This window comes from Blastococcus sp. VKM Ac-2987, from assembly GCF_026967805.1.
Classification (GTDB): Bacteria; Actinomycetota; Actinomycetes; order Mycobacteriales; family Geodermatophilaceae; genus Blastococcus.
In genome coordinates, this window is the sequence record NZ_JAPVBG010000002.1 from 1,024,895 (window position 1) to 1,044,513 (window position 19,619).

The 19,619-nt window shown below is 74.8% G+C and carries 18 protein-coding genes and 1 tRNA gene; 12 read left to right on the top strand and 7 right to left on the bottom strand.

Features of this window, described 5'->3' with window-relative positions; translation table 11 throughout:
• Positions 1-62: 62 nt before the first annotated feature.
• The 4 genes from O2W17_RS13875 (at position 63) to nudC (ending at position 4,779) form a co-directional block, all read left to right on the top strand.
• On the top strand, positions 63-941 hold the full coding sequence (locus tag O2W17_RS13875; RefSeq protein WP_269193008.1) for a DUF2510 domain-containing protein: 879 nt from the start codon (positions 63-65) through the stop codon (positions 939-941).
• A gap of 270 nt (positions 942-1,211) precedes the next feature.
• Complete coding sequence (locus O2W17_RS13880) at positions 1,212-2,522, top strand: M16 family metallopeptidase (RefSeq protein WP_269193009.1); 1,311 nt, start codon at positions 1,212-1,214, stop codon at positions 2,520-2,522.
• Positions 2,519-3,883 carry a M16 family metallopeptidase gene (locus O2W17_RS13885; RefSeq protein ID WP_269193010.1) on the top strand — a complete coding sequence of 455 codons (1,365 nt, stop codon included), beginning with the start codon at positions 2,519-2,521 and terminating at the stop codon, positions 3,881-3,883. Before O2W17_RS13880 ends, O2W17_RS13885 begins: the two co-directional genes overlap by 4 nt.
• Positions 3,880-4,779, top strand: coding sequence for an NAD(+) diphosphatase (gene nudC, locus O2W17_RS13890; RefSeq protein ID WP_269193011.1), 900 nt, complete (start codon positions 3,880-3,882; stop codon positions 4,777-4,779). Before O2W17_RS13885 ends, nudC begins: the two co-directional genes overlap by 4 nt.
• On the opposite strand, the gene O2W17_RS13895 is transcribed toward nudC, so the two are convergent.
• The 3 genes from O2W17_RS13895 to O2W17_RS13905 form a co-directional block, all read right to left on the bottom strand.
• Positions 4,772-5,356: a uridine kinase gene (locus O2W17_RS13895; RefSeq protein ID WP_269193012.1), complete on the bottom strand. Its 585-nt coding sequence runs from the start codon at positions 5,354-5,356 to the stop codon at positions 4,772-4,774. The two genes, nudC and O2W17_RS13895, sit on opposite strands and share 8 nt — an antisense overlap.
• 62 nt (positions 5,357-5,418) lie before the next feature.
• A complete protein-coding gene (locus tag O2W17_RS13900) occupies positions 5,419-6,063 on the bottom strand; it encodes an ANTAR domain-containing protein (RefSeq protein WP_269193013.1) in 645 nt (214 codons plus the stop codon).
• 6 nt (positions 6,064-6,069) lie between these two features.
• Positions 6,070-6,336, bottom strand: coding sequence for a mycoredoxin (locus tag O2W17_RS13905; protein ID WP_269193014.1), 267 nt, complete (start codon positions 6,334-6,336; stop codon positions 6,070-6,072).
• A gap of 186 nt (positions 6,337-6,522) precedes the next feature.
• Here O2W17_RS13905 and O2W17_RS13910 point away from each other — a divergent pair, with 186 nt between their 5' ends.
• The 4 genes from O2W17_RS13910 to O2W17_RS13925 all read left to right on the top strand — a co-directional run bounded on the left by O2W17_RS13910 (position 6,523) and on the right by O2W17_RS13925 (position 9,783).
• Positions 6,523-8,517: an ATP-dependent helicase gene (locus tag O2W17_RS13910; RefSeq protein ID WP_269193015.1), complete on the top strand. Its 1,995-nt coding sequence runs from the start codon at positions 6,523-6,525 to the stop codon at positions 8,515-8,517.
• Positions 8,518-8,713: 196 nt separating this feature from the next.
• Positions 8,714-9,037 carry a hypothetical protein gene (locus O2W17_RS13915; protein ID WP_269193016.1) on the top strand — a complete coding sequence of 108 codons (324 nt, stop codon included), beginning with the start codon at positions 8,714-8,716 and terminating at the stop codon, positions 9,035-9,037.
• Positions 9,038-9,175: 138 nt separating this feature from the next.
• Positions 9,176-9,538: a WhiB family transcriptional regulator gene (locus O2W17_RS13920; protein WP_269193017.1), complete on the top strand. Its 363-nt coding sequence runs from the start codon at positions 9,176-9,178 to the stop codon at positions 9,536-9,538.
• 80 nt (positions 9,539-9,618) lie between these two features.
• Positions 9,619-9,783: a hypothetical protein gene (locus O2W17_RS13925; protein WP_269193018.1), complete on the top strand. Its 165-nt coding sequence runs from the start codon at positions 9,619-9,621 to the stop codon at positions 9,781-9,783.
• Between the two features lie 76 nt (positions 9,784-9,859).
• Here the strand turns inward: O2W17_RS13925 and O2W17_RS13930 are convergent, their stop codons facing one another.
• The 3 genes from O2W17_RS13930 to O2W17_RS13940 form a co-directional block, all read right to left on the bottom strand.
• Positions 9,860-11,182 carry an ABC1 kinase family protein gene (locus O2W17_RS13930; RefSeq protein WP_269193019.1) on the bottom strand — a complete coding sequence of 441 codons (1,323 nt, stop codon included), beginning with the start codon at positions 11,180-11,182 and terminating at the stop codon, positions 9,860-9,862.
• Between the two features lie 66 nt (positions 11,183-11,248).
• Positions 11,249-12,358: a thiamine biosynthesis protein ThiF gene (locus tag O2W17_RS13935; protein ID WP_269193020.1), complete on the bottom strand. Its 1,110-nt coding sequence runs from the start codon at positions 12,356-12,358 to the stop codon at positions 11,249-11,251.
• Between the two features lie 135 nt (positions 12,359-12,493).
• Positions 12,494-12,646 carry a DUF5679 domain-containing protein gene (locus tag O2W17_RS13940; RefSeq protein ID WP_012950213.1) on the bottom strand — a complete coding sequence of 51 codons (153 nt, stop codon included), beginning with the start codon at positions 12,644-12,646 and terminating at the stop codon, positions 12,494-12,496.
• Positions 12,647-13,055: 409 nt separating this feature from the next.
• Between O2W17_RS13940 and O2W17_RS13945 the strand changes: the two genes are divergently transcribed.
• Positions 13,056-13,646, top strand: a complete 591-nt coding sequence (locus tag O2W17_RS13945) for a M48 metallopeptidase family protein (protein ID WP_269193021.1) — start codon at positions 13,056-13,058, stop codon at positions 13,644-13,646.
• On the opposite strand, the gene O2W17_RS13950 is transcribed toward O2W17_RS13945, so the two are convergent.
• The gene (locus O2W17_RS13950; protein WP_269193022.1) at positions 13,643-15,100 is read right to left on the bottom strand and encodes a zinc-dependent metalloprotease; all 1,458 of its coding nucleotides are present in this window, start codon (positions 15,098-15,100) and stop codon (positions 13,643-13,645) included. The genes O2W17_RS13945 and O2W17_RS13950 overlap by 4 nt on opposite strands.
• 109 nt (positions 15,101-15,209) lie before the next feature.
• Between O2W17_RS13950 and O2W17_RS13955 the strand changes: the two genes are divergently transcribed.
• The 3 genes from O2W17_RS13955 to O2W17_RS13965 all read left to right on the top strand — a co-directional run bounded on the left by O2W17_RS13955 (position 15,210) and on the right by O2W17_RS13965 (position 19,512).
• Positions 15,210-16,232: a YlbL family protein gene (locus O2W17_RS13955; protein ID WP_269193023.1), complete on the top strand. Its 1,023-nt coding sequence runs from the start codon at positions 15,210-15,212 to the stop codon at positions 16,230-16,232.
• A 174-nt stretch (positions 16,233-16,406) separates the two neighbouring features.
• Positions 16,407-19,370, top strand: coding sequence for a UPF0182 family membrane protein (locus O2W17_RS13960; protein WP_269193301.1), 2,964 nt, complete (start codon positions 16,407-16,409; stop codon positions 19,368-19,370).
• A gap of 65 nt (positions 19,371-19,435) precedes the next feature.
• Positions 19,436-19,512, top strand: a tRNA-Met gene (locus tag O2W17_RS13965).
• The last annotated feature ends 107 nt before the right edge of the window (positions 19,513-19,619 follow it).

Genomic DNA, 19,619 nt, shown 5'->3' on the forward strand with positions numbered 1-19,619 from the left:
CGACCTCCTCGGGTGGCCACCGGTTCCGGTGACGGGGACGGGGAACGCCCTAGGCTGACCGCGTGACCGGAGTGGGGCAGGACGCCGCGCCGGGGTGGTACCCCGACCCGAGCGGTGTCCCGGACACGGTCCGGTGGTGGGACGGCACGGGCTGGTCCGACGTCATGATGCCCGCCGGCCCCGGCGTCGCCGTGCACCGCGCTCCCGCCCGCCCGGAGACGCCGCTACCGGCCGCGCCCGCGGCGCCCGGCGAGGAACGCCCGTGGCTCCGCCCGCTGATGGCGGCCGGTTCGGTGCTGGCGCTCGTCGTGGCCGTCGTCGTCACCGTCCTGGTGGTGCGCCCGGACGGCGGCCGGGGGACCGGCACCACCACCGCGCAGGACCTGGGCTCCGTGCCGCCGGCCGCCGGGCCGGCGTTCCCGCCGGGCACCGTGCGGATCTTCGACCAGGCCGCCGGCATCTCCTACCCCTACCTGGGCGAGGGGTGGAGCGAGTGGGCGCTGTGGGACCAGGTCGAGACGACCGAGACGGCGGGTCAGTACTTCGTCACCCAGGAGCTCACCCCCGACGGCACGACCTTCATCTCGCAGTGCTCGTCAGGACCGCTGTTCGACGCGTTCGGCTACTCCGGGCCGGCGAGCCTGGCGGCGACGACCGAGGTGGTGGCCGACAGCGTCCGGCGCAACTACTACCCCGGCCCCAACGAGCGGGAGGTGCTGCGGAACGAGCCGCGCACCGTCGACGGCCACGCCGCCCACCTCTACGAGTTCGCGCTGACCTGGGACGTCGAGGGGTTCGACGCCTCCGGCGAGCGGGCCGCGCTGCTGCTGATCGACGTCGGACGCCCGGCGCCCGCCCTGCTCTACGTCTCCATCCCGAACACCCACGCCGAGCTGTACGGCGTCATCGACCGGGTCGTCGACGCCGTCGACGTGCTGTGACATCGCAGCCTCCGGACTGCACCGCTCCCAGGTGCCGTCCCCCAGGCGAGCTGAGCGTGTCCATCACGCCTGCGCGGGACCCTCCGGGCCCCACTCGGCGTGATCCTGCCTGTGCCGTCCCGAGCTGGGACGCCACCGCGGCCAGGTGCCGTCCCCTGGCGCGCTGGGCGAGATCCGCGTCCCTCCTCCGCGCTCCGCCCCTCACCAGGGGTGGGGACGGCGGTCGGCCGCGGTGTCACCCGGAGGGCGAGGCCGTCGTAGGGTCGGTCCGTGACTGCAGCCGGGACCGAACTGACCCTGCGGCACCCGATCGAACGATTCACGCTGGACAACGGCCTGCGGGTGGTCCTCGCCCCCGACCGCAGCGTGCCCGTGGTGGCGGTGAGCGTCTACTACGACGTCGGGATGCGCAACGAACCGGAGGGGCGCACCGGCTTCGCCCACCTCTTCGAGCACATGATGTTCCAAGGCTCGGCCAACGTCGCGAAGATGGAGCACGCCCGGCTGGTGCAGGCCGCGGGTGGCACCTTCAACGGCTCGACCCACCAGGACTACACGAACTACTTCCAGGCGCTCCCCAGCGAGGCCCTGGAGCGCGCGCTCTTCCTCGAGGCCGACCGGATGGCCGCCCCGGCGATCACCGAGGAGAACCTCCGCAACCAGATCGACGTGGTGAAGGAGGAGATCCGGGTCAACGTGCTGAACCGGCCCTACGGCGCCTTCCCCTGGCTGCAACTGCCGCAGGTGGCGTTCGAGAGCTTCGCCAACACCCACGACGGCTACGGCTCCTTCGTCGACCTGGAGTCCTCCACGGTCGACGACGCCACCGACTTCTTCTCCCGGTACTACGCCCCGGGCAACGCCGTGCTGTGCATCGGTGGCGACCTCGACGTCGCCGGGACCGAGCGGCTGGTGCGCCGCTGGTTCGGCCCGATCGCCGGCCGCGACGTCCCGCCGCTGCCCTACACCGGGGAGCCCTCGCCCACCGCGGTCCGCTCGGCGGTCGTCGAGGACCCGCTGGCCACCGCGCCCGCCCTGGCCCTCGGCTGGCGCGTGCCCGACCCGGTCGGCGACTTCGACACCTACCTGGGCAGCGTGCTGCTCGCCGAGGTGCTCAGCGAGGGCGACGCCTCCCGGCTGGAGCGCCGGCTGATCCACGACGACCGGATCGCCATCGCGCAGAGCAGCTACGTGGGCCTGTTCGGCGATCCCTTCGACGTGCGCGACGCGACGCTGCTCACCACCCAGGTGCACCACCCGGCCGCGGTCCCGGCCGATCGGGTGATGGCCGCGGTGCACGAGGAGATCGGCCGCATCGCCGAGGACGGCGTCGACGAGACCGAGCTGCGCCGGGTGCAGGCCCGCATCGAGGCGCAGCTGCTCCAGCAGGCCGACTCGGTCCTGGGCCGCACGCTGGCGTTCGCCGCGGCCGAGCTGGTCCACGGGCGCGCGGAGCTGGCCGGCGAGCTGGCCGCCCGGCTCGCCGCAGTGACGCCGCAGGCCGTGCAGGTGGCGGCCCGCGGCCTGGACCCGGGCACCGCCGCGGTGCTCGAGCTGCGACCGGCGGGGGGCGCCCGATGACCACGATCCTGGAACCCTCGCTGATCCCGCCGCTGGGCGAGCCCCGGCCGCACCCGACGCCGGTCGCGGAGGAGACCATGCTGGCCAACGGGCTGCGCGTGGTCATGGTGCCCCGGCCCGGTGTCCCGCTGGTCGAGCTGCGGCTGCGGGTGCCCTTCGCCGCGGCCGGTGCCCGCAACGCCGGCGTGCACGCCGCCCGGGGCGCCGTGCTGTCCGGTGCGGTGCTGCTGGGCACCGCGCAGCACGACCAGACCGACATCGCCCAGCTGCTGCAGACCCACGGCGCCGAGCTCTCGGTGAGCACCGACGCCGACCGGCTGGTCTTCGGGACGACGCTGCTGCCCGGCGGCCTGGGCCCGGTGCTGGAGCTGCTCGCCGAGCTGCTGACCGGCGCGGCCTACCCGGCCGGCCAGGTCGACGGCGAGCGCGACCGGCTGGCCGAGCGGATCGCGATCGCCCGCACGCAGCCGGGCACGATCGCGCGCACCGCGCTGGCCGCCCGCCGGTACGGCACGCACCCGTACGCCATCCAGTTGCCCGACGCCGAGCTGGTCGCCGCGGTGCGCGCCCCGGCGCTGCGCCGGCTGCACCGGGAGCGGGTGCTGCCGGCCGGCAGCATCCTGGTGCTCGTCGGGGACCTGGACCCGCGTCAGGCGGCCGACACCGTGGCCGCCGCCCTCGAGGGCTGGGGCGGCAGCGGCAAGGCGGTCGAGACGCCGCCGGTCGCCGAGCAGCGCGTGGACGGCATCCAGCTGGTCGACCGGCCCGGTGCGGTCCAGTCGAACCTCCGCCTCGGCGGACCGGCGCCCAGCCGCACCGATCCGGACCTGCCGGCGGCCCGGCTGGCGGCCATGGTGCACGGCGGCTACTTCTCCTCCCGGCTGGTGGAGAACATCCGCGAACGCCGCGGGTACAGCTACAGCCCGCGCAGCGGCATCGAGCACCAGCGCGCCTCGTCGTCGTTCCTGGTGGAGGCCGACGTCGCCACCGAGGTCACCGGGCCGGCGTTGCTGGAGACCCTCTACGAGCTCGGCCGGATGGCGCTGACCCCGGTGACCGAGGCGGAGCTCGACGCCGCCCGGCGCTACATCCTGGGGAGCATGGCGTTGTCCACGTCCACCCACGCCGGCCTGGCCAGCACCCTCTCGGCGCTGCTGGGCGTGGGGCTGCCGGCCGACTGGCTGACCACCCACCAGCGCGATCTCACCGACGTCACGGTGGACGAGGTGCAGGCGGCGGCCGCCCGCTACCTGGCGCCCGAGGCGCTGACCGCCGTCGTCGTCGGTGACGCCGGCCGGGTGGCCGCCGAGCTCGGCGCGCTGGCGCCGGTCACCGTGACGGGGAGCGGCGAGCAGGCATGACCGCCGGGTCCCGCGCGAACGACGGCCGGCCGGTGCTGTCCCGCGTCGGTCACGACCGGGCGCACCTGTCCCGGTTGCTGCCCGACCCGACCGGTGGCCGTCCGGTGCGGGTGCTCACCGTCGACGCCCAGCGCACGGTGCCGGTGCAGGAAGGGCCCACCGGCCCGGTCCTGGTGTGGGACGAACGACCGGCGCTGCCCGCCGGCGCGGTCTACCTCGGCGAGGACGGCGGCGTGCCGTACGCCGCCGTCCGCGGGGAGCGGTCCCTGACCGTGAACGGCCGCCCGGTGGACCTCTGGGCCGGGTTGCGCGACCTCGGCACCGAGCTCGGCGACCTGGAGGCCGGCCTGCTCGTCGAGGCCATCGGCATCCTGGAGTGGCACGAGCGGCACCGGTTCAGCCCGCTCACCGGCGCGGCGACGACCGTGGAGCGGGCCGGCTGGACGCAGCGCGACCCGACGACCGGCGTGGAGTTCTTCCCGCGCGTCGACCCCGCCGTGATCATGCTCGTCCACGACGGGGCCGACCGCGTCGTCCTCGGCCGGCAGGCGGTCTGGCCACCCGGGCGGTTCTCCATCCTGGCCGGGTTCGTCGAGCCGGGGGAGTCGGCCGAGGCCGCCGTCGCCCGTGAGGTCGAGGAGGAGGTCGGGCTGCGGATCACCGACGTGCGCTACGTCGCCAGCCAGCCGTGGCCGTTCCCGCAGTCGCTGATGCTCGGCTTCGTCGCCCGCGTCGACGGCAGCCAGGAGATCCGCGTCGACCCCACCGAGATCGAGGAGGCGCGCTGGTTCACCCGGGAGGAGCTGCGGACGCCCGACGGGCAGCTCGCGGTGCCGCCGTCGATCTCCATCGCCCGGCACATCCTCGACCGGTGGGTCCAGGGCGAGCTCAGCTGAGGCGGCCGCCGAGCACCAGCGCCGGCCGGTCGGCGTGGTCGGCCAGCACGACGGCGTCGGCCAGCGCCGCCGGGTCCACCTCGTCGTCGTAGCGGTCGTAGGCAGGTAGCGCCCACGCCTCCTCCGGCGGGGTGCGCCGCCGCCGTGCGGCGGGGCCGACCCGGAGGTGCACGACGACGTCCAGGGCCAGACCGACCCCCTGCAGGAGCGCACCGGCCACCAGCAGCACGGCCCCGGCCGGCACCGGCCGCCGCGGCAACCGGGCGGCACGGTCCCGCTCCAGGTCCCAGAGCACCGGCAGGTACTCGCCCGACCCGCCGGGCCCGACCGGGGCGAGGACCTCGCGGTTCAGCGCGCCGACGTCCAGCCAGTCGGTGTAGCGGGCGTCGGGGTCGGTGCGGCCGTGCTCGAGCCGCAGCGACGCCGGCCGGTAGAAGCCGGTGGCGGGTACGACGACAGCGCCGCGGCCCAGCGCGGGCAGGCGATCGGCGATCGCGGCGGCGAGGGCCTCGGGCCCGGCCAGTTCCGGCCCGTCGACGGCGACGCGCAGCGCGGCGGCACCGGGCTCGGCGGGCACGCCCGCCAGCAGGTCGGCCAGGCGGTCGGCGAGGGCGTCGGGGGAGAGCGGCTGCGGCCGGGTCAGGACCGGCCGTCCGCGGTGGCGACGGCGCCGGTGGGCACCGGGACCGGTCGCAGGACTGGCGCGGGCGCCGGAGCCGGGGGCGAGGTGATGGGGGCGGGCGGCGCGGCGGCGTCGGGCACCAGGCCCTCCAGCACCTCGCGGGCGAGGTCGACCACGGGGCGTCCCTGCGTCCGCGCCGCCCGGCGCAACCCCTCGAACGCCGCCCGGAGGCTGCACCCCTGCCGCTCGGCCAGGACGCCGATGGCGCGCTCGGTGGACACGCGGGAGGCCAGCGCGTGCTCGAGCTGGGCGACGGTGCGCTCCAGGGCGGCGATCCGCGCGTCCACCGGGTCGGTGTCGGCGGGCGCACCCGCCGGGCCGCGCGCCGAGCGCCGCGCCGTGCGGTCGGGCTCCGGCGGCGCGCCCAGCTCGTCGGCCACCAGGTCGGCCAGGGTCATGCCCTCGACGAGACCGTCCACCGGGTCGCCGGCGACCACGCCGGCCGGGAGCGGGACGACGACCCAGCCGCGGGTGACCCGGGTCAGGGCGATCCGCGGCCGGTCGTCACCCAGCGGGCACCCGGGACCCTCCGGACGAACCGGCACCGCATCGGGGGATGCGGGGCCGTCGAGGTCGTCGGAGGGCCGGGGGCCGGGGACCACGGGAACTCACGCCTCCGGGAGCCGTGCGAGCTGGGCCTTGACCGCGTCGATGCTCGGGTTGGTCAGCGCGCTGCCGTCGGGAAAGACCAGCGTCGGGACGGTGCGGTTCCCCCCGTTGGCCTGCATGACCAGGTCCGCGGCCTGCGGATCGGTCTCGATGTCGACCTCCGCGAACTGGATGCCCTCGCGCTGCATCAGCTTCTTGAGGCGCACGCAGTACCCGCACCACGTGGTGGTGTACATGGTGACGGCGGTGCCGGGGGTCGTGGTCATCGCGGGGAGTCTCCCTGTTCGTGCCTGGCGGGTCCAGCCCCGGGACGGGGTGGCGTGTGTGTGCATGCCAACGAGTTGCTCCTGGGGATGCTTCCCGCCGTCGTCGGTGCCGGCTGGGAGGATCGTCCGGGGCGCCGACGGCGCCCCGGGGGACGAGTGGGCGAGGAACGCGGAGGGACGCCGGAGATGGCGCATGCGGACGCGGGGACCGTGCTCGACGGTCTCGACGACGAGCAGCGCACGGCGGCGCAGGAGGTGTCGGGGCCGGTCTGCATCCTCGCCGGTGCCGGCACCGGGAAGACCCGCACGATCACCCACCGGATCGCCTACGGCGTGCACACCGGCACCTACGTCCCCGAGCAGGTCCTGGCGGTCACCTTCACCGCCCGGGCGGCCGGCGAGCTGCGCGGCCGCCTGGCCGCGCTCGACGTGGGCGGGGTCCAGGCCCGCACCTTCCACGCGGCGGCGATGCGCCAGCTGCGCTACTTCGCGCCCCGGGTGCTCGGCGGCCCGATGCCCGGGCTGATCGAGAACAAGCTGCGGGTGGTCGCCTCCGCCGCCACGCGCAACCGGCTGACCACCGACCGGACCAGCCTGCGCGACCTCGCCAGCGAGATCGAGTGGGCGAAGACCACCCTCGCCACGCCTGAGGACTACCCGGCCCGCGCGAAGGCGGCCGGGCGTGAGGCCCCGTTCGAGCCCGCCGCGGTCGCGGCCGTCTACGCCAGCTACGAGTCGGCCAAGCAGCGCGACGGGGCCCTGGACTTCGAGGACCTGCTGCTGGTCACGGCCTACGCCATCGAGGAGCACCCGGACGTCGCCCGGCAGGTGCGCGCGCAGTACCGGCACTTCGTCGTCGACGAGTACCAGGACGTCAACCCGCTGCAGCAGCGGCTGCTCGACGCCTGGCTGGGCGGCCGCGCCGAGATCTGCGTGGTGGGCGACCCGAACCAGACCATCTACTCCTTCACCGGCGCCGACCCCGACTACCTGCTCGGGTTCGCCGACCGCTACGCCGACGCGGCGGTGGTGAAGCTCGAGCGGGACTACCGCTCGACGCCGCAGGTCGTCGGGCTGGCCAACCGGCTGATCGGCCAGGCGCCCCCGCGCAAGGGCCTCCCCGGGCTCCGCCTGCTCGGCCAGCGGCCGCAGGGCCCCGAACCGACCTTCGTCGAGCACCCCGACGAGCCGGCCGAGGCGGCCGCGGTCGCCGCCCGCTGCAAGGCCCTGATCGACGACGGCACGCCCGCCGCCGAGATCGCCGTGCTGTTCCGGATCAACGCCCAGTCGCAGGTGTACGAGTCCGCGCTGGCCGACGCCGGGGTGCCGTACGTGCTCAAGGGCGGGGAGCGGTTCTTCGAGCGGCCCGAGGTCCGGGAGGCGGTGCTGCTGCTGCGCGGGGCGGCGGCCGGCGGCAACGACCCGGGCATGCTCGTGCCCGCCGTCCGCGACGTGCTGGCCTCCACGGGCTGGGTGGAGCACCGCCCGCCGGCCGGCGGAGCGGCGCGGGACCGCTGGCAGTCGCTGGCCGCGCTCGTCGACCTCGCCGTCGACCTGGTCGCCGAGAACCCCTCCCTGGACCTGGCCGGCTTCGTCACCCACCTCGCCGGGCGGGCCGATGCGCAGCACGCACCGACCGTCCAGGGCGTCACCCTCGCCTCGATGCACGCCGCCAAGGGCCTGGAGTGGGACGTCGTCTTCGTCGTCGGGCTGGTCGACGGCGTGCTGCCGATCGCCCAGTCGCTGAGCCGGCCGGTCGCGGTGGAGGAGGAGCGGCGGCTGCTGTACGTGGCCGTGACCCGCGCCCGCGAGCAGCTGACCCTCTCCTGGTCGCTGGCCCGCAACCCGGGCGGCCGGCGCTCCCGGCCGCGCAGCCGGTTCCTCGACGGGCTGGCGCCGGACTCCGGGCCCACCGCCCCACCGGCCCGCCGCCCCGCCAAGCGCCCCAAGGTGGTGCTCGAGGGCGAGGCCGGCGAGCTGTTCGAGCGGCTGCGCGCCTGGCGCAGCCAGGCCGCCCAGTCGGCGTCGGTGCCCGCCTACGTGGTCTTCACCGACGCCACGCTGCAGGCCATCGCCGAGACCCGGCCCGCCAGCCTGCGCGAGCTGTCCGGGCTGCCCGGCATCGGCGCCCGGAAGCTGGAGCTCTACGGCGAGGACGTGTTGGCCGCCGTCACCGGCTGAACCGGTGAGGACGCCGTCGCCGAGGGCGACGGCAGGCGGTTCCGAGACCGGCGGGAACTCCGTCCGGAGAATTCGCGGTTAATTCGATTGACCCGCATTCCGGCGGAGTCATAGTGTCCCGTCGCACACGAGATGCGCCCCGTCGCGCGCCCGGCCGACCGGCCGGACGCGGACCCAGGAAGGAGGAGGAGCTTCGATGACCAGCATCACCTGGACCGCCGCTGCCTCCGACCTCCTCGGCCGGAGGGGCGTCGACGTGCGCGAGGGCGGCCCGATCATGTCCGGTCCCGTCGCCCCGATCCACGGCACCGGTCTGCCCGTCGCCGCCTGCACGGGCGGCGCCGTGGCCACCGGCCTGATCGGTTCGACCGCCGGCACGGGCTCGTCCCGCGTCGCCCCGGTCGCCGTCCGGCGCCCGAAGTCGCTGCGCATCGTCGAGCGCTTCCTCGCGCCCACGTACCTGCCCCAGCACGACAGCACCACCCTCGGGATCCGTCCCCCCGGGAGACCGCTGAGCTAGCCGCTCGCCGGTCCTCTTCGAGGCCGCGGAACCCGACCCCGGGATCCGCGGCCTTTTTCGTTGCTCCGCGGCACCCCGTCCCGACTTCGGTCGGCGGACCCCGCCGGCCGTACCGAACGAATACGAGGAGGAGCGGCAGTGCAGCAGACGATCGACCGCCCGACGTCCCACCGCCGGCCCGGGCTCCCCTGGACCGACGGCGCCACGTCGCCGACCAGCGCCCGCCCGCGGCGCCCGCGTCCACCGGTGCCGCCCGCGCCGGTCCGGCGTCCCCTGCCCTGCCGGGTGGAGGACTCCGAGCTGTGGTTCGCCGAGACCCCGGCCCAGCTGGAGCTCGCCAAGAGCTTCTGCGGGGACTGCCCGGTCCGGGAGTCGTGCCTGGCCGGTGCGCTCTCGCGCGCCGAGCCGTGGGGCGTCTGGGGCGGCGAGATCTTCGAGCGGGGGGCGGTCATCGCCCGGAAGCGGCCCCGTGGCCGCCCCCGCAAGGTGGTCGCCGCATGAGCCCGGCGGCGCCCACCCCCACCACCACGTCAAGCATCCCGGCGGCCCGGCCGCCGACCCCGTCAGCGAAGGAAACCGCCATGTACATGCTCGAACACGAGATGGCTCGCAGCCGCATGCACGAGCTGCAGGCCGAGGCGATGGCCGCCAGCCGCGCCCGTCGTCTCTACCTGGCACGACGGGCCGCCCGTCGCGCCGAGCGGGCGGTCCGCCGGGCCGCGCGCGCCAGCGCCTCCGTCTACTGAGCCGATCGCGGTCCTCCGGACCGCACCGCCTCCGGCTGACCTCCGGTCGGGTACCCCTCGGGTGCCCGACCGGACGTCACCCGGTGAAGCCGGGGAGCCACTCCTCCAGGACGGCGCGCCAGTCGGCCGCCGCGTCGAGCTGGCAGAGCACGCCGATGGAGCCCATCGAGACCCGGTGGATGAGCAGGTAGGCCGGGGGCAGGTTGAGCTGCCGGCCCAGCCGGTTGGCGTCGGTCCGCGGATCGCCGATCCGCATCGCCTGCTCCTGCATCCACGCACGGGTGAAGTGGAAGTGGTGCCCGGCGATCGGGTCCAGCAGCGGGCGCAGGTAGTCCAGCACCGCGTCGGGGTCGACGTCCACCCCGGGTCGCACGAACCCCTCGGTGCGCAGGTCGGCCAGCACCTCGGCCGCGCGCCCGTCCAGCGCCCAGCGCAGCAGCCGCCCGATCGGCTCGGGATGGCCGTCGGGGAGCCGGGCGATCGCGCCGAAGTCGATGACCCCCAGCCGCCCGTCCGGCAGGAGGCGGAAGTTGCCCGGGTGCGGATCGGCGTGCAGCAGCCCGGCGCGCTGCGGCGCGGAGAAGTGCAGCGTGGCCAGCAAACGGCCGGCGTGGTCGCGCTGCTCCCGGGTCCCCGTGCTGATGATCCGGGACAGCGGGGTGCCCTCGATCCACTCGGAGACGACGACCTTGGGCGCACTGGCCACCACCCGGGGCACGGCGAACTGGTCGTCGTCGGCGTAGGCCGCGGCGAACCCACGCTGGGCGTCGGCCTCCAGCCCGTAGTCCAGCTCCTCGATCGCGCGGGCCTTGAGCTCGGCGATGAGCGGCTTGACGTCCAGCCCGGGGAGGACGGTGGCGAACAGCCGCGCGAACCGGGCGAGCTGGTTGAGGTCGCTGATGAGCGCCGTGGCCGCACCCGGGTACTGGATCTTCACCGCGACGTCGCGACCGTCCCGCCAGGTGGCCCGGTGCACCTGCCCGATGCTGGCCGCCGCGGCCGGGGCGTCGTCGAACTCGGCGAAACGCTGCCGCCACGTGCCGCCGAGCTGCTGGGCGAGCACCCCGTGCACGGTCCGCACCGGCATCGGTGGCGCCGCCTCCTGCAGCTTGGTGAGCGCCTCCCGGTAGGGCGCCGCCATCTCCTCGGGCACCGCGGCCTCGAACACCGACAGCGTCTGGCCGAGCTTCATGGCGCCGCCCTTGAGCTGCCCCAGCACCGCGAAGAGCTGCTCGGCGGTGCGCTGCTGGAGCTCGGCGTTCACCGTGTCCGCCGACTGCCCCGACAGGCGCCTGCCCAGGCCCAGCGTGGCCCGCCCGGCCGCGCCCAGGGGGAGGGACGCCAGCCGTGCGGTCCGTCCGACCGACCCCCGCGGCATCACCGGTCGCTCGTCGCTCACGCGTCCTCCTCGCCGGCGCCCGCCCGAGGCGGTGCCGTGTCGTGTCCGGTGAGCCCGTGAGCTCGCTCAGCGGCCCATTGTTGCCTCATCCACCGGGGTCGTGCCGGGGAGAGCCCCGAGGCCCTCCCCGCCGGGGGCCTCCGCGCCCCCGGCCGCGCCGCAGTCGCAGGACGGGTGCGGCGGCCATCGGCGCAGGCGGGGGAGCAGATCGGGTGGTCGCAGCTCGACGGTGGCACCGAGCGTGACCGGCGCGCCGGACCCGTCGAGGACGGCCAGCACCTGGCCGGCCGCGAGGAGGGCGGTGAGCAGGCAGGTGAGGGTGGCGCCGCTGGGCGGGGGCTCGGTCGCCGTCAGCTGGGCGGCCAGCCGGGGCCAGCGCGCATCGGCGTCCCGGCGGTGCAGGTCCCCGCAGTGCAGGCAGCTGGTGGCGCCGGGCACGACCAGCGGCCCGACCACCCCCGTCTCGCCCCGGACGGTGGCGACGAGGTGGACGCCGGCGACGGCCCGGACCAGCGGGTCCGACGCCGCCCACGGCCGGGTCAGCACGGTCAGGTCGGGCTGCAGGCCGGCCGGCAGCGGCCCGAGGTCGGTGAGGGGGCTCACCCGGCGGACGGCATCGGCCGCCGCCACCGCACGGGGCCGGCCCTCGTCGGCGGCGTTCAGCCCGCCGACCACCGCGTCCGCGGCGGTGACCACGCCGGTGTCGCGGACGACGACCCGGCCGACGCCGCTCGCGGCCAGGATCGCCGCGAGGGGGGTCCCGGCCCGGGTCGCCCCCTCGACCACCACGGTGGCCAGCCGGCGGGCCCGCCAGGGCGCGGAGCGGGGGACGGCAGCCGCCGCGGGCAGCTCCACCGCGGCGCGTGCGGCCGCGGCCGGCCCGGCGCCGACGGCGAGCAGGTCGGCCGCGTCCAGGTCGGTCAGCAGTCCGCCCGCGCGCAGGGCGTCCAGCGCCGCGTCCACCAGACCGGGGTCCAGGCCCTCGCGGACCGCGTCGGCCCGCACGGCCCGCTGCGATCGGCGGCCGTCCAGACCGCGGAGCAGCGGGGCCAGGCCGGGGGCCGGCCCGAGGAGCAGCCCGTCGGTGGAGTCGACGCCACCGACCTGCACGCTCCCGCCGTCGCCGAGGAGCAGCGGGGTGGCCGCCGGGAGGAGGGGATGGGCGTTGTCGCTCACCCCGGCAGGGTGGCAGCCGGGCTGGGGTGGCGGGGCGGCCGTCCACAGGACGAGGAACGGCGGCGACCCGCGGGGGGACGCCGCCGTTCGTCGTCCTGCCCGGCCCCCGGCGTGCGGGGCGGGAGGGAAGCCTGATCAGGCCTTGCCGAGGATCCGGTTCATCTTGGTGCCGCACACGGGGCAGGTGCCCTGCGCCATGCGGCGGCCCGACTCGCTGACCTTGACCTCGCCGTCGAAGTCGCGCTTCTCCTTGCACTTCACGCAGTAGCCGTTGTAGCTCTCCGCCACGGGATCTCCTCGCCTCGGGGCGCCCCGGCTCGCACGCCGGGCGCCGTTGCGCGGGAACGCTACCCGCGCGGGCCCCGCGCGATGCCCTGCGGCGGACGCCCGGACGGCGGGACCCGGGTGCGCGCGGTGACGCGTTCCCCACAGCTGTGGACAAGCCTGTGGACGCCATGGGGACGACCAGGCGTGTCGTTGTGCGGAACCCGGGGACGGACCGGGGACGGCGCACGCGCCGTGGTCGGGATCGTGGCCGCGAACTGGGCGGATGCCCTCGACCGGGTGTGGACGGCGGACGGGCGGCCGCCCTCGTCACCGGCCGGAGCCGCCGCCGTGTCCACCGTCCGTGCGACCTGCACCCGAGCGGGTGTCTCCGCACAGGCGCCACGCCGGGGCGGTGTCCTACGGTTCCCCCGTGCCCCGAACGACTCCCGATCCGACCGCCGTCCCCGAGCCGGCGGAGGACGACGTCGTCGAGGTCCGCCGGAGCACGCGCCGTCGCCGCACGGTCACCGCCTACCGCGAGATGGGCCGCACCGTGGTGCTCATCCCGGCGGCCTTCAGCCCCGCCGAGGAGCAGCGCTGGGTCGCCCAGATGGTCGCCAAGCTGCGCACCCGCGAGGAGCGCCGCAAGCGGTCCCTCGGCGGCGACACCGAGCTCCTGGCCCGGGCGCGGGCGCTGTCCTCCGCGCACCTCGACGGCCTCGCCGAACCGGCCAGCGTGCGCTGGGTGGACAACCAGCACCGCCGCTGGGGCTCCTGCACGCCGGCCGACCGGACGATCCGCCTGTCCAGCAGGCTGCGGTCGATGCCCGAGTACGTCGTCGACTACGTGCTGGTGCACGAGCTGGTGCACCTGCTCGAACCGGGGCACGACGAGCGCTTCTGGGCCCTGGTCGCCCAGTACCCGCGGGCCGAGCGGGCCCGCGGGTTCCTGGAGGGCGTCGAGCTGGCCAGCACCGCCGGTGCGGCCGGCGAGGGCGCGGACCCCGACCTGGTCGACTAGCCGCGCTGGTCCTCGCCGGGCCCGTCGCCGGGCTCGTCGTCGGCGGGCGGCTCCCCGGCCGACTCCTCCCCGGCGGACTTCTCCTCCGCCGACTTCTTCCCGGCAGCGGATCCCTCCGGTGCCGGGCGGTCCGCGTCGTCGGCGGTCAGCGCGGCGAGCTCGTCGTCGAGGCCCTGGCGGGCGACGAAGTCCAGCGGCTCGTCGAGGTCGTCCGACGTCGGCAGCAGGTCGGGGTGCGACCACAGCCGGTCCCGGTCGGCGCTGCCGTGCTGCTGCCCCATGGCGCCCCACACGGTGGCGGCGTCGCGCAGCCGGCGGGGGCGCAGCTGCAGCCCGACCAGCGTGGCGAAGGTCTGCTCGGCGGGCCCACCGGAGGCCCGGCGGCGGCGCATCGTCTCGGCGAGGGCGGGGTACCCGGGCAGCCGGTCGGCGGCGGCCGCCGCCACGACGGCGTCCACCCAGCCCTCGACGAGGGCCAGCAGCGTCTCCAGCCGGCGCAGCGCCATCTGCTGCTCGGGGGTCTCCTCGGGCTCGAGGACGCCGCTGCCGAGCAGGCGCTGGATGCTCTCGGGGTCGCTGGGGTCCAGCCCGGCGCCCATGCCACCGGCCATGGCCTCGTTGATGCCCCGCTCGATCGCCTCGCGGTCGATGGTGATGCCGCGGGCGTAGGCGTGGACGGCGTCCTGCAGCTGCTGGCGCAGCCAGGGCACGTGGGCGAACAGCCGCTGGGAGGCGGCCTCGCGCAGCGCGACGAACAGCCGCACCTCGTCGGCGGGGCGGTCGAGCCCCTCGGCGAACGAGGCGAGGTTCTGGGGCACGAGCACCCCGGTGCCGGCGGGAGCCAGCGGCAGGCCGACGTCGGTGCTGGTCAGCACCTCCTCGGCCAGCTTGCCCAGCGCCTGACCCACCTGGGCGCCGAACATCATGCCGCCCATGCGGCCCATGATCCCGGCGATCGGCCCGAAGGACATCGCCGCCTCCTGGGGGAGGGCGCTGGTCATGGCCGCCACCACACGCTCGGCGAGCGGGTCGATCAGCGCGCCCCACGCCGGCTGGGTCTGCTCCACCCACTCGACCCGGGACCACGCGGCGGTCCGCTCGATGCCGGAGGGCAGCTCGGTCACCTGGTCCAGCCACAGATCGGCCAGCCGGAGGGACTCGGCGGCCGCGGACCGCTCCTGCTCCGAGGACGGCTGGTGCCCGGCGGCGAGCTGGCTGATGGCGCCCTGGCGGGCGAGGTCCCAGTTGACCGGGCCGCCCGACCAGTTCATGAGTTTCTGCAGCTCGGCGAACAGCGGCATCTTGCCGAGCACGTCCTCGGGCGAACCGCCGCCGGCCATGCCGCCGAACAGGGCGCCGAGACCGAAGGGGTCGCCGCCCTGGTCGCCGCGGCCGGGCTCGCGGCGCTCGGGGTCACGGTCGGGAGGGCCGAAGCCGAACGGCACGTCACTCATGGGTCCACGGTAGACGCGTGATCTTCGGTCGGGGGCCCCGGCGCTGCGCCGGCAGCGGACAGCTCGGCGGTGCGGCACCACCCAGGTCGGCGACATAGGCTCGCGCCTCGTGACCCGTCGGAGCGCCGTCCTCAGCGTGGGCGCCGTGCTGCTGCTGCTGTTCGGCGTCCTGGGCACGAGCGTGCCGGTGCCCTACGTCGCGCAGGTGCCCGGGCCGACCTTCAACACCCTCGGCGACATCGAGGGCGAGCCGATCATCGAGGTGCAGGGCAGGGAGCGCAACGACGTCGAGGGCAACCTGAACCTCACCACCGTGGGCGTCAGCCGCGGCGGGCTCAGCCTCGTGCAGGCCGTGCGCGGCTGGTTCGACGACGAGGTGAGCGTCGTCCCCGAGGAGACGGTGTACCCGCCCGACCGCAGCGAGGAGGAGACCCGGGAGGTCAACCGGCAGGCGTTCGTCACCTCGGAGCAGGCCGCGGAGAGCGTGGCGCTCGCCGAGCTCGGCTACCCGCAGAAGGTGGTCGTGCGCGAGGTGCCCGAGGGGTCGCAGTCGGAGGGGCGCCTGGAGGAGGGCGACGCGCTGGAGTCGGTCGACGGCCGGCCGGTCCCGGACTCCGCCGTGCTGGCCGACGTCCTGACCGGCATCCCGGCCGGGACCGACGTCCCGGTGACCTACACCCGGCTCGGCGAGCCGGGCACGACCACGGTCACCACCCAGGCCGCGGAGGGGCGCGACGGATCGCTGCTCGGGATCTCCGTGCTCGACCAGCCGGCGGCGCCGTTCGACGTCGACATCCAGGTGGCCGACGTGGGCGGGCCCTCGGCCGGCCTCATGCTCACCCTCGGGATCCTCGACCTGGTGGGGGAGGAGGACCTCACCGGCGGTGCGGTCATCGCCGGCACCGGCACGATCGACCTCGAGGGCAACGTCGGGCCGATCGGCGGTATCCCGCTCAAGATCGTCTCCGCCCGGGAGATCGGTGCCGAGCTCTTCCTCGTCCCGGCCGACAACTGCGCGGAGGCGGTCGCCGCCCCCGACGCCGGCGTCCCGCTGGCGAAGGTCGCCACGCTCGACGACGCGCTGGAGGCCCTCGCCGACGCCCGCGCCGGCCGGACCCCGGAGAGCTGCTGACCCCGTCCGCGCCGGCCTGACCGGGGCTACCGTCGGCGCCGGGAACCCCGTGCCGTCCGGTGCGTTGTCCTGGAGGCCGGGGCTCGCCCCGGCAGCGCACCACCCGACCTCCGCGGTCGGTCGTCCCGTGGCCCCGTGGCCACGCCTGTAGATCGAAGGAGCCCGCTCGTGGCCATGCGGCCCCCCGTGCCGGTACCCACCTTGTCGCGGCGCGCGAAGCTGGTCATCGGTGCCGTCGCCGTCCTGCTGGTGCTGTTCAGCGTCGTCGGGACGCTCACCAACGTCTACGTCGACTTCCTGTGGTTCGAGGAGACCGGGTTCACGGAGGTCTTCTGGACCGAGCTCCAGGCGCGAGCACTGCTGTTCGTCATCGCCGCGGTGGCGACCGGTGGCTTCACCGCGCTGGCCATGTACCTGGCCTACCGGTTCCGCCCCACGTTCCGCCCCATGTCGCTGGAGCAGCAGAACCTGGAGCGCTACCGGCAGTCGCTGGAGCCGCGCCGCGGCCTGGTGCTCACCGGCATCGCCGTCGTGCTCGGCCTCTTCGCGGGCTTCACCGCGCAGAGCAACTGGGACACCTGGCTGTCGTTCCGCAACAGCACGGACTTCGGGCGGACCGACCCCCAGTTCGGGATCGACATCTCGTTCTTCGTCTTCGACTACCCCTTCTACCGGCTGCTGCTCGGCTTCGGCTTCGCGATCGTCATCCTGTCGCTGATCGGTTCGCTGCTCACCCACTACGTCTTCGGCGGGCTCCGGCTGCAGACCCCGGGTCAGAAGCTGACGCCGGCCGCGCGGGTGCAGCTGTCGGTGCTGCTCGGCGTCTTCCTGGCGCTCAAGGCGGTCGCGTACTGGCTGGACCGGTACGGCCTGCTGTACTCCGATCGCGGTGGCGTGTTCACCGGCGCCAGCTACACCGACGTCAACGCGCTGCTGGTGCCCAAGACGATCCTGGTGTTCGTCGCCGCCGTCTGCGCCGTGGCCTTCTTCGCCAACATCGTCGTCCGCAACTTCCTGCTGCCGGCCGCGGCGCTGGTGCTGCTCCTGGTGTCCAGCCTGGTCATCGGCGTGGCCTACCCGGCGATCGTGCAGCAGTTCGTCGTCAGCCCCAGCGCCAACCAGCGCGAGGCCGACTACATCGAGCGGGCCATCGCCTCGACCCGGGACGCCTACGGCCTCTCGGACATCGACTACGTCGACTACGCGCAGGACACCGCGGGTGACCCGGACGTCGGCGCCGTCCTGTCCGAGTTGCGCAACGACACCGAGACCATCCCGAACGCCCGCCTGCTGGACCCGAACGTCCTCTCGGACACGTTCACCGCGCGCCAGCAGATCCGCAACGTCTACGGGTTCCCCGAGAAGCTCGACATCGACCGGTACACGATCGACGGCCAGACCCAGGACTACGTGGTCGCAGTCCGCGAGCTGAACAGCGACGGCCTGAGCGAGAACCAGGACAGCTGGATCAACCGGCACACGGTCTACACGCACGGCAACGGCTTCGTGGCCGCTCCGGCCAACCAGGTGACCGCCGGCCGGGAGGGTGGCGAGCCCAACTTCACCACCGGGAACCTGCCCACGACCGGGAACATCCCGGTGGAGCAGAGCCGCGTCTACTACGGCGAGCTGATGGAGGACTACTCGGTGGTCGGCGCACCCGAGGGGGCGACCCCGCGGGAGTTCGACCAGCCGGAGGGCGGCTCGGACGAGGGGGAGATCAACAACACCTACGACGGTGCGGGCGGCATCTCGGTCGGGAGCTTCTTCCGGCAGCTGACCTTCGCCGTCTACTACCGCGAGCGGAACTTCCTGCTCTCCGAAGCGGTCAACGAGGAGTCCAAGGTCCTGCACGTCCGCAACCCGCGGGACCGGGTGGAGAAGGCCGCACCGTTCCTCGAGGTCGACGGCGACCCCTATCCGGCGGTGATCGACGGGCGGATCGTCTGGATCCTCGACGGCTACACGACCTCGGACTCCTACCCCTACTCCGAGCAGATGGAGCTGGGCGAGGCCACGACCGACGCGCTCACCGGTACCGGGACGACCGCGCTGCCGAACGAGACGTTCAACTACATCCGCAACTCGGTGAAGGCCACGGTGGACGCCTACGACGGCACCGTGCGGCTCTTCGAGTGGGACGAGTCCGACCCGGTCCTCCAGACGTACATGAAGGCGTTCCCGGGGGTCGTCGAGCCCCGGGAGTCGATGCCGCCGGAGCTGGAGAGCCACGTGCGCTACCCGGAGGACCTGTTCAAGGTGCAGCGGGAGATCCTCACCCGCTACCACGTCGACGACCCGGTCGCCTTCTACAACCAGAACGACCGCTGGCAGATCCCGGACGACCCGACGCAGGCCACCACCCAGGACCAGCCGCCGTACTACATCCTGGCCCAGCGCCCGGGTGATGACGCGGCCAGCTTCCAGCTGACCAGTCCGATGAACGCGTTCGAGCGGCAGAACCTGTCGGCGTTCATCTCGGCATCCAGCGCGCCGGAGACCTACGGGCAGATCCAGATCCTGCAACTGCCGGGGAACACGCCGTTCCGCGGACCGGGTCAGGTGCAGAACGCCTTCGAGACGAACAACCTGGTCCGGCCCGACCTCACCCTGTTCGACAGCGACAGCTCCGAGGCGGTGTTCGGCAACCTGCTCACCCTGCCCATCGGGGACGAGGGGCTGCTCTACGTCGAACCTCTGTACGTCCGGTCGTCGGGCGAGGGCGGCTTCCCGCTGCTGCAGAAGGTGCTGGTCAACTTCGGGGACCGGATCGGCTACGCCGACACGCTCTCCGAGGCCCTCGACCAGGTCTTCGGCGCGGGGGCGGGGGAGCTGGCCACCGACAGCGACGACATCGCCGACACCGTCGACGAGGACGCCACCCCGGAGGTCGTGCCGGGTGCCGAGGACGAGGCCCCTGCGGAGCCCACCGACGAGGCACCCGTCGACGGCGGGACCACGGGGACCACGGGGACCCCCGAGATGGCCGGCGCGGTCGAGAACATCAACGCCGCCCTGGATGCCCTGGCCACGGCCCAGCGGGACGGCGACTTCGCCGGTCAGGGGCAGGCCCTGGAGGATCTCCAGGCGGCCGTCGACGCCTACCAGGCGGCCCAGCAGGCAGCGGCCGCCGAGTGAGGCGCGGTGGAGCCGGTGGGTTGCCTGCCCACCGGCTCCACCGCCCTGCTACTGTGGTGTCACGACGCGGGGTGGAGCAGCTCGGTAGCTCGCTGGGCTCATAACCCAGAGGTCGCAGGTTCGAATCCTGTCCCCGCTACCACCACGAAGGCCCGGCCCCCCAGGGGGCCGGGCCTTCGTCGTCCGTGCGCCCAGCACGGGCGAGGCCCCCGGGGTCACGTCGAGGGCCTCGTCGTCGCCCCGTGCGCC

Coding starts and splice junctions, on each gene's coding strand:
- O2W17_RS13885 (WP_269193010.1), top strand. CDS start 2,519: ATGACCACGATCCTGGAACCCTCGCTGATCCCGCCGCTGGGCGAGCCC.
- nudC (WP_269193011.1), top strand. CDS start 3,880: ATGACCGCCGGGTCCCGCGCGAACGACGGCCGGCCGGTGCTGTCCCGC.
- O2W17_RS13905 (WP_269193014.1), bottom strand. CDS start 6,336: ATGACCACGACCCCCGGCACCGCCGTCACCATGTACACCACCACGTGG.
- O2W17_RS13910 (WP_269193015.1), top strand. CDS start 6,523: ATGGCGCATGCGGACGCGGGGACCGTGCTCGACGGTCTCGACGACGAG.
- O2W17_RS13915 (WP_269193016.1), top strand. CDS start 8,714: ATGACCAGCATCACCTGGACCGCCGCTGCCTCCGACCTCCTCGGCCGG.
- O2W17_RS13925 (WP_269193018.1), top strand. CDS start 9,619: ATGTACATGCTCGAACACGAGATGGCTCGCAGCCGCATGCACGAGCTG.
- O2W17_RS13950 (WP_269193022.1), bottom strand. CDS start 15,100: ATGAGTGACGTGCCGTTCGGCTTCGGCCCTCCCGACCGTGACCCCGAG.
- O2W17_RS13960 (WP_269193301.1), top strand. CDS start 16,407: ATGCGGCCCCCCGTGCCGGTACCCACCTTGTCGCGGCGCGCGAAGCTG.